This window comes from Paenibacillus naphthalenovorans, from assembly GCF_900099895.1.
GTDB classification, from domain to species: Bacteria; Bacillota; Bacilli; order Paenibacillales; family NBRC-103111; genus Paenibacillus_G; species Paenibacillus_G naphthalenovorans.
The window spans coordinates 215,914-230,411 of the sequence record NZ_FNDY01000005.1 but is presented as its reverse complement, the minus strand read 5'-3'; the positions used below and the strand labels follow the sequence as shown (position 1 = coordinate 230,411).

Genomic DNA, 14,498 nt, shown 5'->3' with positions numbered 1-14,498 from the left:
CGAGCACGGCCGCGAGGGATACCGGTTCCGCAAATTGCAAACCATCCAAAAAGACGATCAAACGGATTCAGTTCATTCGGGTGCTTAGATCGAATTTCTTTACTCAACCTTGTAATGCGATGTATTATTGTGATACGATGTAATCGGTTGATTTTGAAGGTGAGGTGCAGGTATGGACAAAGAGATCATGAAAGGCAGTATTGATATTTTGCTTTTGTCACTCCTAGATAAACGGGACATGTACGGTTATGAAATCGTAAAGATATTGAAGGAAAATAGTAATGAACTGTACAACATGAGTGAGGGAACGCTGTATCCCGCCTTAAAAAGATTAGAGAATAAAGAATGGCTGCAATCGTATTGGGGAAATTCCGAGAGCGGCGGGAGAAGAAAATATTACAGAATTACACAAGATGGAAAGAAAGAATTGGAAAAGAAATTAAAAGAATGGAATCAAATCAATCATTTAATAAAAGTATGTTCGGAGGGAATCGCGTGGATAAAAAAATCGAAACCTATATTGATAAAATTGTAAGCGAATTAAATTGCGGCGAGGAACAAAAAAGGGAAATCATTGATGAAATGAGGGATCATCTATACTTATTGAAAAATGAATATATAGAACAAGGTTTTACAAATGAAGAAGCGACGCAAAAAGCACTGGAAAATTTCGGGGAACAAAAACAATTGATAAATGGTTTACAAGAGTCGTTATTTCCCTTTTATAAGGTATTCAAGATGGGAACATGGATTTTATTTGGTCTGTACTCCTTGATCATTCTGTTTAAGCTGCTATTTCAGAGAATGATTATACGTATTACAGATTATGCAAACGGTTTTGCGAACCCCTATTATGTTTTTATTCCACCGAATTCAGAAGGATATTTTGATTTGGAAGCTTTAAAGTTTAATTCGAATATCATCCCTTTTAAAAATACGATGGAATACATAACTGGATATGACCGGTTTAACTTAGATATAATCATCAATAACACATTAGGGAATATTTTAATTTTTCTACCATTAGGAATTTTTCTTCCTCTGTTATTTAAAAAATACCAAACCTTCACGAAAGTATTTGCTGCGTCAATTCTAATCAGCTTTTCAATCGAATTCTTACAACTTGTTCTTAAAATTGGACAGTTTGATATCGATGATATCATTTTAAATGTCACCGGTAGTATCATCGGTTTTTTACTTATAGGGACAATAAAGAGTATGATCCATTTACCGAAAGGAAGTATATTCCGAAAAACAACAAATTAATTGCTTTTTCCCTTGGTTGCCTTCCGCAGCTGCTGGTGGTAGCTCTCGATCATATTGGTCGTGTAGATCAGCTTGCACAGATCAGGTGGATACTTAAAGAAGGTAGCGAGCTCGTCCCAGTTGCTGCACCATGAACGGATAATGTTGTGGAGTGCTGCTCACTGTTAGTCAGGAAAGACTAAGAGTTGAGATGTATTGGCGGATATCGTAACGGAGCGGGAGAATGCCCGCTTCTTTTTTTGAACTTATTATGATAGGGGCGGCTAAGGAAGACGCTCTTCTTCTACATACCCCCTCAGTGCCGAATGATTGACTTTTTTGTCGTTGTAACCCTTAACTTAAGCATAATTTTCCTTCGTTTGTTTAAAACCATTTCCATTATTTAATTACTAATGTTTTAACCAATGAGCAGGAACTTTTAAGTAACGAGGTAATCTGGTCTCTTTATTACCTTTAGCCGAGTTAACCTGAGCTTGAGTAAGAAAAATACTTCCGGTAAGATTTGCACCTGATAAATCAGCATCTCTTAAGTCTGAACCAATAAAATCCACTTTTCTTAAGTCAGCGCCCCTCAAATTAGATGCAATCAACAATGCCCCTCTTAAATTCATACCTCGTAGGTTAGCACCTTTTAAATTCGCACCTATAAAATCCTTGCGTATCTTGCTTTCCTTATTACTTTGAATGAATTCTTTTCGAATGAATTCACTTGTTTTGAGTAATAAATGATTCACGATTTCTCTATGAGCCGGTACATCTAAATTAAGAATATCTTTCGGATTAAGATTAGTTAGAGATAAAGTTTTATCGAAAACGCTTTGCAATTCATTCCGGATGGGTTGAGTTTCTTCTAAATCTAAAGCTTGACTTAAGTAGCAAAGCATCTCATGCAACTGTTGAACAATAGGAAATACTGCAAACATTTCCTTTGATAACTCTGGATTCTTTCTCCAATCTTTACCTTTAAAAATTTCTTGTGAAACATGTTGTCCAGCACCAAAACATTCATAGGAAACACACCCATGAAAACCTTGATCTCTTAGATGTTCATGTATGCTGCAACGATGATCTGGACACAAGTTACGACAAGGGACTCCGCCTTCTTTATTAAAAGCAAAATCTGCTGATTTTGTATAGGGTAAGGCCACACAACATAACCCAAAGCAATTTTCACAGTCAGACTGCAATTTACTATTCAAAAAATCACTTCCTAAATTAATTTGACCCGCTTGCCCGTCGCCAGCGGCGAAAAGCCAAGGTAAGCGTTCCATTTGGTTCATCGAATCATTCTTCTTGATACGTGACCATATAACATCATAATGGATGCTGTTCCATTTGTCACGCCGGCACAAATGTAGGGGCTCTCAACAATGAAACGTCTATATTGTCTAATCTATGAGATCTATCCCCAGCCCCTGGGGGACTACCCCAAGCTTGCGACTATCATAGTGCATAGATAGACAGGCAAAACAAAAAAACTACCCATTGCAGTAAGGTAGGTCTTATTTCTCAGCAACCTGGCGATCATATCACTGGGTATTTAGACCCATGGATTTGCGTCCCTATTTTTCGATAGGTTTGCCTTGTGTATAAATTTTATTGAAAAAAAATGTGCAACCTTCCATACTGGTCGTACAATGTTGATTATTCGACAATTTATTTATTGTACAATTATAGTCCTAAGGAACTCCATTTGCAACCATTTCCAATAAAATTCCTTATGCCAATAGGCCTATAAAATGTCCGCGAAACATTCCTCTACGTAATCAGGAGCAGCTTTGTTCAATTGTTCAATCGTATGTAAATACCTTTGAGTCGTATTAATGTGAGCGTGACCCAGATTTTCCTGAACTTGCTGCAAAGAGGCACCGTTAAGAAGAGCAAGCGTTGCATTCGTGTGTCGAAGCCAATGTGGGGTTGGTTCCTTTCTCAGATCGCTTTGTTTACGAACTTTCTGCATAATTCTTTCGACCTGCCTGACCGTTAGGGGAAACAGACGTTGTTCCGGTCGATAGTGGGAAAAACGTTCTGCATAGATCATCCAGAGTTTTTTGGGAACCTTCACTTCTCTTTGTTTACCCCCTTTGCCGTCAACGACGGTTAACCACATGGAAATGCCAGCGGGATCCGAGTGGAAATGCCCCCATTCGATTGCAACCAGTTCCGATACTCGTAATCCCATTAATATTAAAGATAGGCCAATCAAATAGTTGCGTTCACCTGATTTTTTTAGCTCGATTAGGAGATGTATTGCTTCCTTTTTCGTCAGATAATGATTTTTGCTGGTTACCGGTACTTTGGGGGAGCGGATGCAAGTTGTTGGATTTACCGTAAATAGACCAATATTCGGATCACTCCCCCATTTGTATAGCGAACGAATAGGAGCAAGGAAATTTGCTACTGAAGCAGGGGATAAGGGCTTTTTACTAGGACTGCAAAGCCCCTCAGATAAACTGATCTTGAATACCTCGACCTCTTTCCATGTTACTTCACGAAGCGGCTTGAAGGATAGAAATTGACGAAATAATTGGATCGCTCTGCTGTAATTTCTCAAGGTGAATTCAGATTCCGTGCAAGTCATTTTTAGGAACATAGACACGATTTGGTCATCTGTGTACGTTCGATTTTTCTGCTCTGTTTGTTGTTCCGGTAATACCATAACTTGATTCATCTTGGTTGTTTCTCCTCCATGATGTCGAATAATCAACATTGTGCGACATTGTACATCGTGTTTCGCATTATTTGCAATATGTTCTAAACGGAGGGACACCACATTGAATCAACGAATCGCAAGTTGGCTGTCCAAATTGCGGTTACACGATTCGTCTACCTATCATCACAGTATTCGCGTTAGTAATATGGCAAGACGAATAGCCGCAGAATTAAATTTAAATCAAGAGCAAACCCAAAAACTTGTGCTGGGATGCATTTTACACGACATCGGTAAAATTTTCGTTCCAAAATCGATTTTAGGAAAATCCTCCGTACTGACCCACAATGAATGGGTCTTGATGAAGCAACATCCGATCTGGGGAAACGATTTTTTACGGAATGAGGGCATTACCGATCAGGATGTTACCGGCGCGGTTCTCTATCATCATGAACGTCCGGATGGAACGGGCTATCCATTCGGTTTGGCTGCCGGTGACATTCCATTCTGCGCCAGAATTTGTGCCATATTGGATGCGTTCGACTGCATGGTTTCGGGCCGACCCTACCGTAAAAGCATCACGTTCGCGGATGCCAAAATCGAGCTATGGGAAAATAGAAACAAACAATTTGATCCGTATGTTTTGACCGTATTTTTACAGATGAGTGAATCGTACTTTATTGAACTGCACCATACCATGAATTCAGAATATGACAGACAGTATCTTTCCCAGAACGATCCGCCGTATCTTTTATCCGAATCCGCATTCCTTGGTTGAGTGAATATCTAGGGGGTGAAATAGTGGAAGTTTTACAGCAAGACCAGTATATCGTGATTGAACTGGGCACAGAAGAATACGCTCTAAAGATTTCTGAAGTTTATGAAATTATCAAAATGCAAAAAATAACAGCAATACCTAACAGTAGGGCTTTTTTGGAAGGTGTTACGAACATTCGGGGTAAAATTGTGCCGATCATCAGTTTGCGTAAAAGATTTCAATTGGGAGAGACGTCCGTAATTCATAAAGCGAGAATCGTAGTGGTGAATCATAACGAAGAAATGATCGGCATCGTTGTAGATGGAGTTAATCAAGTGATCAAATTTTCCGATATACAGCCCTCTACCGAAATTGTTTCTGGAGTTGATGGCAGTTATTTTCAAGGGATTGGCCAGTCGGAAGAAGGACTTATCGGCATTTTAAATCTAGAACATGTTCTTGTAGGGTAAGGGGGAAACCCATATGAATCGTTCGGAATTGATGGGAGTTTTCTTGTCTGAAGCGGAAGAATTGCTTCAATTACTGGAAATAGAGATCCTGAATTTGGAACAGCAAGGCGATTCCCCGCAAATCATACATAATATTTTTCGGATTGCTCATACATTAAAAGGTTCATCCGCTGCGATGGGTTTCGAGGAAATAAAACAATTGACCCACGAAATGGAAAATATTTTTGACAAGATTCGAAATCAACTTCTACCGGTGACGCAGCAGGTTGTAGATATCCTATTTCAATGTTTGGATCATTTAAACTGGTTGAAAAGAGAAATTGAACAAGAAGGTGTTACAAAAACAAATATCGATTCCATCGTGCATCAATTGCGGCAATTGGAAAAGAGGACGGAAGAGAACTTCGAATCGAATAGTAAGTTGTTTGAAGACAAAAAACAGAAATTAAAAAAGTGGAGATGTAAAGTTCGTTTATCCGAACATTGTGAGATGAAGCTTCCTCGGGCCCATATTGTGTTAAATCATCTTAAGAAGTGGGGATCCGTTATGTCGTCGGAACCGGAATTGGACAGCGTCATCGAAGAAACAAACCTCAATGAAATTTCCTATATCGTCAAGACGAACGCGGATTCCGATGCCCTTCAACATTTGCTGAGCCAGCTTATTGATGTTGAAGATGCCGAAGTGGTGCCTTTTTCAAACGACAATTTGGTTGATGCTTTCGTGCCATTGACAGATGCCAATAAGGACTCGGAGCCGGACAACCCGATCCCAAACCAGGGCAGAAAAGAAGAAAAGAAAATAGGACAAACGATTCGCGTCGATGTGGAACACTTGGACAGCATTATGAATTTGGTTGGTGAATTGGTCATCGACCAGACAAGAATCGCCCAAGTCGGAAATTTGTTGCGCGATCGTTACTCTACGGATGAAACGATCGATGATTTGGAGCGAATTTCCAATCATTTCAGCCGAATCATTGGGGAACTTCAAGAATCCGTGATGAAGACGCGAATGCTTCCCGTCGAGCGATTATTCAACCGATTTCCAAGAATGGTACGAGATTTAGCCCGGACGTTAAACAAGGAAGTCAATCTGCTGCTTGAAGGGAAAGAAACTGAACTGGATCGGACAGTCATAGAGGAAATTAGCGATCCGTTGATTCATCTGATCCGGAATGCCATAGACCACGGTATAGAAGAAGTAGAAGTTAGAAAAAAACGGGGAAAATCCCTTAAAGGTACGATAAAGATTAGGGCGTCCCATCAAGAAAATCAAGTGGTGCTGACGGTAGAGGATGACGGGGCGGGAATTAACGCGGAGAAAGTAAAAGAATCCGCCATACGCAAACAATTGATTACTGCGCAAGATGCCGAAATGATGTCGGAACAGGAATGGATTCAACTTATTTTTCTTCCTGGTTTTTCGACAGCCCAATCCGTAAGTGATATATCGGGACGCGGAGTCGGGATGGACATTGTCCGAAATCATATCGAGAAATTAAACGGATTGATCGATGTAGAAACCCGTTTGGGCGAAGGGACGAAGTTCACGATTAAATTGCCTTTAACTTTAGCTATTCTTCGAGGACTTCTGATCAAGTTGCAGGAAACAACTTATGCCTTGCCCATGAACAGTGTGATCGAAATCGTCCGTATATCGAAAAAAGAAATCCACTCCGTTAAGGGACAAGCTGTTGTAAAAATCAGAGAAAAAATTCTTCCACTCATCGGTCTTCACGATCTTTTTAGAATGTCCTGCGGCAAAAGAAAAACAAAGCATGTATTTATCGTGGTTGTCGGACTGGCAGAAAAACGGCTCGGTTTGGTTGTCGATGAATTGATCGGCAGCCAAGAAATTGTAGTAAAATCCATCGGTTCCTATATCGGACAGGTCGAAGGCGTTTCGGGGGCCACGATTCTGGGCGATGGAAGCGTAGCGCTGATCTTGGATGTAACCGGAGTATTCAAATTGGCAAATAACCTTAAGTCTATCGAATCCGAAGTAATGGATGATGTGGTCTAACCATATCCATTTTTCACAGTAAGGAGGGACTCATCGTTGACATCTGCCCAAGCCATCAAGCAGTTGGTTACCTTTCGGATAGAAACGGAGGAATTCGGGCTTCCCATTACAGATGTATATGAAATTATATTTGTTCCTCAAGTCACATCGATCGCAAAAGCACCCGAATCCATAGTCGGAGTTATCAATCTTCGCGGGGAAATCATACCGGTAATCGATCTTAGAATTCAATTTTTGAAAGAACCGATTAAGTCCAAAAAACAGCGCATTATTATAACCCGCTCCCAAGGAAGAGTTATCGGATTATTGGTCGACGAAGTGAAAGAAGTGCTGCGAATCGATGAAAACAGCTTGGAACCGGTTCCTGATACGATCGTTACTACACAAACGGCTTATATGGGAGCAATCTGTAAAATGGACAATCGTCTCATTATATTGCTTCATCTCGATCACTTGTTAAACAAGCTGGAAATAAATTTCATCATCAACGAAGTTGAAAAAAGGGAGGAAAACATTCCATGAGCACTTTGACGAAAAAACTTGCTCACAAATTTATGAAAGCTGCAGGAGTTTCCGAAACCATTGAAGCGGCTATAACCGATTCAAAAAGATTAGAGCAAAATCTGAAGGAACTTGCCGTCATGACGGAACAGATTTCTCATGGGACCAGCCAGCAGTCTTCAGCCATTGAATCCACATCCGACATTGTTGAAGAGATATCGAAATCCATTGAAGGGGTAAGCAAAAATTCAGATCGTCTGGCTGCTTCCGCCAGTGAAATATCGGAAGTCATCCAAGAAATGGTCGCTTCCGTTCAACAGGTTGCTGGCAATAGCCAAAGTACGGCAAGTTCTGTGGAGCAGATTTCCGCTTCCATTGAAGAAATAGGGCAATCGATCCAAGGCGTAGCCGATAATGCGGCGAGCCTGACCGCCTCGGCGGAAGAAGCTTCGAATGCCATCCAGGAGATGGTGGCTTCCATTCAACAGGTTGCCGGAAATAGCCAAAGTACGGCAAGTTCTGTGGAGCAGATCTCCGCTTCCATTGAAGAAATGGGGAAGTCGATCCAAGGCGTAGCCGATAATGCGGCGAGCTTGACCGCCTCGGCGGAAGAAACTTCGAATGCCATCCAGGAGATGGTGGCTTCCATTCAGCAGGTTGCCGGTAATAGCCAAAGTACGGCAAGTTCTGTGGAGCAGATTTCCGCTTCCATTGAAGAAATGGGGCAATCGATCAAAGGCGTAGCCGATAATGCGGCGAGCTTGACCGCCTCGGCGGAAGAAACTTCGAATGCCATCCAGGAGATGGTGGCTTCCATTCAACAGGTTGCCGGAAATAGCCAAAGTACAGCGAGTTCTGTGGAGCAGATTTCCGCTTCCATTGAAGAAATGGGGCAATCGATCCAAGGCGTAGCCGATAATGCGGCGAGCTTGACCGCCTCGGCGGAAGAAACTTTGAATGCTATCCAGGAGATGGTGGCTTCCATTCAACAGGTTGCCGGAAATGCTGAAAGCACAGCCAGTTCGGTTGAACAAATCTCCGCATCCATTGAGCAGATGGGAAAATCGATTCGCGGCATTGCTGCCAATGCAGACCAATTGCAGAAAATCGCCGGCGATACCTCTGCTTCGATTCAGCAAATAGCGGCTTCGATTGAACAGGTGGCTAAAAATGCGCAAAATGTGAATTCACTTGCGGACCAGGTTCAAACGGATGCCAAAGATGGACAAAAGGCGGTTAGTCAGTCCCTCACGGGAATGAAAGAAATTGCGGATGTCGTAAAACAGGCCTCTGGCGTCATAACTAATCTGGGGAAAAGCTCGGAAGAAATCGGAAGCATTATTGAAGTCATCGACGACATTGCCGAGCAAACCAACCTTTTGGCACTTAACGCCGCAATTGAAGCTGCAAGGGCTGGTGAACACGGAAAAGGGTTCGCCGTTGTTGCCGATGAAGTGAGGAAGCTCGCCGAAAGAAGCGCAAAAGCCACCAAAGAAATTGCCCAATTAATTAAAGGGATCCAAAGCGAAACAACTGATGCCATCAAAGCCATCGAGATCGGTATGGTAAAAGTCGAACAAGGAAACAAATTGGCGGATGAAACAGGTATAGCCATCGAAAAAATAGTAACCGGAGTCGACAAAATTACGAATGAAATCAGACAGATCACTTCAGCTACGGTTGAACAGGCTAAGGGAAGCGAACAAATCGTGATGGCCGTAGGCGCATTAACCACTCAGGCAGAAATGATGACTCAGGCGACGAAGGAACAAGCCGCCGGCGTCGAAGAAGTCATCAAGGGTGTAGTGAATGCCCGCGAACAAGTGCGTCAAATCACCATAGCAACTGGTGAACAGGCAAAGCAAGGCGAAAATATCGTAAGGGCGGTAGAAAATGTAACCAAACAGGCCGCGATGGTGACTCAGGCGACGAAGGAGCAGGCCGCCGCCGTCGAAGAAGTCGTTAAGGGCGTAGCGAATGCTCGTGAACAGGTGCGTCAAATCACCGTAGCAACTGGTGAACAGGCAAAGCAAGGCGAAAATATCGTAAGGGCAGTAGAAAATGTAACCAAACAGGCCGCGATGGTGACTCAGGCGACGAAGGAACAGGCCGCCGCCGTCGAAGAAGTCGTTAAGGGTGTAGCGAATGCTCGTGAACAGGTACGTCAAATCACCATAGCAACTGGTGAACAGGCAAAGCAAGGCGAAAATATCGTAAGGGCGGTAGAGAATGTAACCAAACAGGCCGCGATGGTGACTCAGGCGACAAAGGAGCAGGCCGCCGCCGTCGAAGAAGTCGTTAAGGGTGTAGTGAATGCCAGTGAACAGGTGCGTCAAATCACCGTAGCAACTGGTGAACAGGCAAAGCAAGGCGAAAATATCGTAAAGGCGGTAGAAAATGTAACCAAACAGGCCGCTATGGTGGCTCAGGCGACGAATGAACAGGCCGCCGGTGTCGAAGAAGTCGTTAAGGGTGTAGCGAATGCCCGGGAACAGGTGCGTCAGATTACTGCGGCCACAGTGGAACAAGCAAAACACGGAAAGGATATTGTAAAAGTCGTCGAAAATGTAACCAAACAGGCTGCCGAAGTAACAGAAGCGATAAAATTTCAAGTGAAAGAAAGGGACAAACTCGAAAAGGCGATATCCGATACGGAACGTGTTGTCCAACAGAATATTCAAGACGTGGAAGGGATGGTTGTGGTTGCGCGAGAATTGTCAGACCGATCCGCAACAATCAAAAATTCACTTCGAATATTGCAAGCCTAGCATCCGTCCGACGGAAAGCATCAGTTCTTTATTATTCTCTAATGCGAACCTTTGAGAGAGCTTTGAGGACCTTGTTAATGCGCTGCTCATATGGGAGATGTAACATTAATGAATATGGAGTTCATAAACGAAATTCAGGATAATGATATGTGCTTAAAAGATTTGGGGCAAATGATTTATGACTTTTGCGGACTGAATTACTTGGACAATCTTTCGTTGCTCGCCTCGAAGGTCTCGAAGAGACTATCCATTCTGAATATGACGTTCGGGGAGTACACCGAATTCTTAACAAGGAACCAGCAAGAATGGAATCACCTTGTTGAACTCATTACTAACAACGAAACCTATTTTTTTCGTGAAGAGAGTCAGCTAAATGAATTAAGCAATGCGATTCTTCCCCAATTGCGGAATAAGAAATGGATTCGGATTTGGAGTGCCGCTTGCTCAACGGGAGAAGAACCTTACAGCTTGGCGATGACAATCGCAGAATCAGGGATTGTACCGCTGGAATCTGTACATATCATTGCAACCGACATTAATAAAAAAGTTCTGCAAATCGCGAATCGTGGGTGGTACCATAAAAATTCGCTATGCTTCCGCCGGACTCCTAAGGAAATGTTGGATAAGTACTTTTTTCCGCAAGATGAAGGATTTCAAATCAAGAGCTTCATAAAAGACAGGATTGAATTCCGGCATTCGAATCTTTTACATGATGAGGATATGGCGGCGGTCGAAAAAGTCGATATCATTTTTTGCAGAAATGTGCTTATTTATTTCGATTCCGTAACTACAAGCCGGGTCATTGCGAAATTTTATCATCGTTTAAATCCAGGCGGATTTTTATTTCTGGGACATGCCGAAACGATAACGGGCTTGAACACCAATTTCGAAACCATAAATGCTCGTGCGACATTTTATTTCCGAAAAGGGGGACGTTGAGAGTTCGCAATATTGAAGAGAAGCCAGCTTCAGAAACTATTCTCATAAGGAGGCAAAGCCAATTGAGTCGGTACGGTGTGCTGATCGTCGATGATTCTGCATTCATGAGGAGGGCCATCAGCCTCTTAATTGAGAAGGATCCGGATTTTTTTATCGTGGGTATCGCCCGCAATGGCCTGGAGGCAATTGAAAAGATAAAGCGGTTCAAACCGGATGTCGTTACGATGGATGTAGAAATGCCGGAAATGGACGGAATAACCGCCTTGGAACAAATCATGAAATATCATCCGGTTGCCGTCGTAATGCTGAGCACATTAACAGGCGAAGGAGCGGAAGCCACTCTAACGGCATTACAATTAGGTGCGGTAGATTTCTTTCCAAAAAGCTCCTTGATGAAGGATCCTGCGGAACCTAAAATAATAGACGATTTTTTGATGAGGGTAAAGGCCGCCGCTAGTGCAAAATTACCCTTACGAAAAAATGTTGTATCTGTGAAAGAAGCAGTGGAAGAAAATAAGAAAAGAGGTTCCGCTTCCGTTGATCTGCTCATTATCGGGTGTTCCACAGGCGGACCGTCGGCCATACAATCCATACTTCCTCGATTTACACCCGACTTTCCTGCAGGAATTGTTGTTCTACAGCATATGCCGCCCGGATTTACCAAACCATTGGCAGACCGTTTCGATAACCTATGCAATTTGAAAGTGAAAGAAGCGGAAGATGGCGATGTCGTAATGCCAGGAGTCATTTATGTTGCTCCTGCAGGATATCAGACCTTGTTTCAAAAAACAAATGACGGGAAGACGACGTTCAAAATCGTGGTAGACGAGAGCAAATTGTACAAGCCATCCATTGATGTTTCGCTTCAGTCCGGATCTTCGATTTATCGCGATCGTTTATTGGTCGTTATTCTTACTGGAATGGGGACAGATGGGTTAATCGGTTGCGGTGAAGTGAAGCGGCAGCGGGGTCATGTGATCGTTGAATCTGAAGAATCATGTATCGTATATGGTATGCCAAAAGCGGTTTATGAGGCGGGATATGCTGATCGGCAAGTATCTTTACCCAATATATATCAAGAGATCCTATCATTTATTTAGATGCGGGCGATCGTTTTTTTGGATACCCAACCAACATTTGCTGGCGAAGGGGATCCTCTTGCCCCTTTCATGCTTTTCATTGTTGAATACAAAATCCAAACGTTTTCAGACAAAGAGGAGATTGCGGCATCTTCACAAGTTGCTTGTTTCAATTGGCAGATGATCTCTATAATTTGGTATCCATGATTGCAAGGAGGCTCTAAAATGGAGAAAGAAAAGGAAATCCTCACTCCGGAAGAAATCGAGGAACTCATCCGCAAATTGGAAGTTGAATATCCAGAATTGGTAAATCCCAGACAAACCGAAAAATCAGATAAGGCGAGAGAAGTGTAATTGAATTGTTAAATATTCATCAAGCCGTGGAGAAGGATTTGTCTCCAGTTCCGGACACGATCCGTCCCTTTCATTGTCACATCCATCGTAGCCAAATAGAGCATCTTGGGCAATGCTTCATCAGTTGGGAAGATGCTCTTGCCTTTGGTTACTTTCCGGAGCTGGCGATGATAGCTCTTGATCGGATTCGTATAAATGAAAGCCACGAGAGCCGCTATCAGAGCGGCCTTCGTGGCTTTGGTATTAACGTACAGCCTTACATTCCATTCTTGATTCACTATTTAATCGTATATCCGCTTTGAATCAGCAATTTTTTCACATCATCATTTGCTTTCTTCATGGCCTGTTCAACGGGCATCTGGCCACTAACCGCTTGAGAGATTGCGTTCCCGATGGTATCGATAATTTGGAAGCTTTCCGGAATCCGAGGGCGGCAATCGGCGTAAGCTTTCTCGGCGGATTGGGCCAACGTATCAATCCAGTGGAACTTTTGTTTGATCTCGTTGTCGTTCAATTCGGATAAACGGGAAGGAGGTCCGCCTTGAAGAACAAATTTCTTATGGTTCTCTTTGTTGTTGGCCCATTTAATGAAATCCCAAGCGGCCTCTTTATTTTTACTGTATTTGTTAATGCTCATCACCCATCCGCCAAGAGGAGCCACCGGATCTTTGCCGGAAACACCAGGTACAAGGGCTGTAGCAAATTTATCTGAAACTTGAGAACGGCTTGGATCCAAAAGACCGGGGGTCACAACCGACCATGCGGCCATCATAGCTACTTTGCCCTGTGCAAAGGCTTGAGTACGATCATCCCAAGCGAAGTTGAGCGCGCCATCAGGCTGGTATTGCAGGAGCTCCTTGAACATGTTGACTATTTTAATACTTTCAGGCGAATCTATTCTCGGCGTCATGTCGGCATAGGCATCTTTGCTGCCTGGATAGTTGCTTTCAAAAGGCTTATCTACGTTAAAAATGTACTCAAACCAAGCCTGGCCTGCAGGCGCTCCTTTGGCATTATTCATGGCAATCCCGGACATTCCGGGATAGTTCGGATTGTTTGTAAAACGTTTGGCGATGGCCACCATTTCATCATAGGTTTTTGGAGGCTGAAGACCTTCCTTTTCAAAGAGATCTTTGCGATAGTGAAGCATCACGTAATAAGGCGCGAAAGGAACTCCGACAATTTGTCCCTTCCACTCGGCAACTTGGCGGAATGAAGGGATATAATCATCCCACTCGAGATCAGGCGTTGCTTCAATTCTTGCTTTCAAGTCCTCTGTAATTTGTCCTTCGGCAAATTCGCCAATCCAAGGGGAATCCAGGACTATGACGTCTGCAGCGTCCGACTTTTGGGTTCCTAACAGGACTTCTTTTTGGTGTGTTTGATCGTAGGAATAGGAATCGATTTGGACTTTGATTCCAGTGGCTTTCTCATATTCCGCCCCGAAGTTTTTCATTACGTCAACCCAGGGGTCGGCAATCATAATAATTTTCAAGGATTTTGGGGTTCCGTTGTTCGTATTTTCAGCCGCGGTTGAACCTTCCGGCTTGTCATTAGAGCAGGCGCTAGTAAGAAGCAGGGTACCGGCTAAAACGGCGGGTAGAGCTTTTTTCAGGTAATGTATAGATTTCATAGGAAGCCTCCTTGAATTTTTAGAAATCGCTTACACAAGTGTTGCAATGGAGTGC

At 43.1% G+C, this 14,498-nt stretch carries 14 protein-coding genes, 2 pseudogenes and 1 riboswitch; of the genes and pseudogenes, 11 read left to right on the top strand and 5 right to left on the bottom strand.

The window, feature by feature from the left end:
• The first annotated feature begins 172 nt into the window (after positions 1-172).
• Positions 173-535: a PadR family transcriptional regulator gene (locus tag BLT35_RS07705; RefSeq protein ID WP_054820355.1), complete on the top strand. Its 363-nt coding sequence runs from the start codon at positions 173-175 to the stop codon at positions 533-535.
• Positions 496-1,266 carry a VanZ family protein gene (locus BLT35_RS07700; protein ID WP_062410540.1) on the top strand — a complete coding sequence of 257 codons (771 nt, stop codon included), beginning with the start codon at positions 496-498 and terminating at the stop codon, positions 1,264-1,266. Before BLT35_RS07705 ends, BLT35_RS07700 begins: the two co-directional genes overlap by 40 nt.
• A 2-nt stretch (positions 1,267-1,268) precedes the next feature.
• Here BLT35_RS07700 and BLT35_RS26420 read toward each other — a convergent pair.
• The 3 genes and pseudogenes from BLT35_RS26420 to BLT35_RS07685 form a co-directional block, all read right to left on the bottom strand.
• Positions 1,269-1,409, bottom strand: a pseudogene (locus tag BLT35_RS26420) (transposase); the annotation flags it as partial.
• Between the two features lie 246 nt (positions 1,410-1,655).
• Positions 1,656-2,465, bottom strand: coding sequence for a pentapeptide repeat-containing protein (locus tag BLT35_RS07690; protein ID WP_054820286.1), 810 nt, complete (start codon positions 2,463-2,465; stop codon positions 1,656-1,658).
• A gap of 309 nt (positions 2,466-2,774) precedes the next feature.
• Positions 2,775-2,859, bottom strand: a riboswitch (cyclic di-GMP riboswitch).
• A gap of 139 nt (positions 2,860-2,998) precedes the next feature.
• Positions 2,999-3,937 (bottom strand): tyrosine-type recombinase/integrase, encoded by a 939-nt coding sequence (locus BLT35_RS07685; RefSeq protein WP_074727450.1) that lies wholly within the window; start codon positions 3,935-3,937, stop codon positions 2,999-3,001.
• Between the two features lie 103 nt (positions 3,938-4,040).
• On the opposite strand from BLT35_RS07685, the gene BLT35_RS07680 reads away from it, so the two are divergent.
• The 9 genes from BLT35_RS07680 to BLT35_RS27790 all read left to right on the top strand — a co-directional run bounded on the left by BLT35_RS07680 (position 4,041) and on the right by BLT35_RS27790 (position 12,810).
• Positions 4,041-4,694: an HD-GYP domain-containing protein gene (locus BLT35_RS07680; RefSeq protein ID WP_074727449.1), complete on the top strand. Its 654-nt coding sequence runs from the start codon at positions 4,041-4,043 to the stop codon at positions 4,692-4,694.
• A gap of 23 nt (positions 4,695-4,717) precedes the next feature.
• Complete coding sequence (locus BLT35_RS07675; protein ID WP_171005960.1) at positions 4,718-5,143, top strand: chemotaxis protein CheW; 426 nt, start codon at positions 4,718-4,720, stop codon at positions 5,141-5,143.
• A 13-nt stretch (positions 5,144-5,156) separates the two neighbouring features.
• On the top strand, positions 5,157-7,169 hold the full coding sequence (locus BLT35_RS07670; RefSeq protein WP_062410542.1) for a chemotaxis protein CheA: 2,013 nt from the start codon (positions 5,157-5,159) through the stop codon (positions 7,167-7,169).
• A 36-nt stretch (positions 7,170-7,205) separates the two neighbouring features.
• Positions 7,206-7,691: a chemotaxis protein CheW gene (locus BLT35_RS07665; RefSeq protein WP_062410543.1), complete on the top strand. Its 486-nt coding sequence runs from the start codon at positions 7,206-7,208 to the stop codon at positions 7,689-7,691.
• Complete coding sequence (locus BLT35_RS07660) at positions 7,688-10,438, top strand: methyl-accepting chemotaxis protein (protein WP_254777523.1); 2,751 nt, start codon at positions 7,688-7,690, stop codon at positions 10,436-10,438. Before BLT35_RS07665 ends, BLT35_RS07660 begins: the two co-directional genes overlap by 4 nt.
• Before the next feature lie 90 nt (positions 10,439-10,528).
• Entirely contained in the window at positions 10,529-11,377 is an 849-nt protein-coding gene (locus BLT35_RS07655; RefSeq protein WP_254777522.1) for a CheR family methyltransferase, read from the top strand.
• Positions 11,374-12,477 (top strand): protein-glutamate methylesterase/protein-glutamine glutaminase, encoded by a 1,104-nt coding sequence (locus BLT35_RS07650; RefSeq protein WP_254777521.1) that lies wholly within the window; start codon positions 11,374-11,376, stop codon positions 12,475-12,477. The genes BLT35_RS07655 and BLT35_RS07650 overlap by 4 nt, the downstream gene beginning before the upstream one ends.
• The gene (locus tag BLT35_RS27315; protein WP_074727447.1) at positions 12,478-12,663 is read left to right on the top strand and encodes a hypothetical protein; all 186 of its coding nucleotides are present in this window, start codon (positions 12,478-12,480) and stop codon (positions 12,661-12,663) included.
• A gap of 18 nt (positions 12,664-12,681) precedes the next feature.
• Positions 12,682-12,810 (top strand): hypothetical protein, encoded by a 129-nt coding sequence (locus BLT35_RS27790; protein ID WP_256380576.1) that lies wholly within the window; start codon positions 12,682-12,684, stop codon positions 12,808-12,810.
• A gap of 8 nt (positions 12,811-12,818) precedes the next feature.
• Here the strand turns inward: BLT35_RS27790 and BLT35_RS07640 are convergent.
• Positions 12,819-13,001: pseudogene (locus tag BLT35_RS07640) on the bottom strand (IS256 family transposase); the annotation flags it as partial.
• An 86-nt stretch (positions 13,002-13,087) separates the two neighbouring features.
• Entirely contained in the window at positions 13,088-14,443 is a 1,356-nt protein-coding gene (locus BLT35_RS07635; RefSeq protein WP_074727446.1) for an extracellular solute-binding protein, read from the bottom strand.
• Positions 14,444-14,498: the final 55 nt, after the last annotated feature.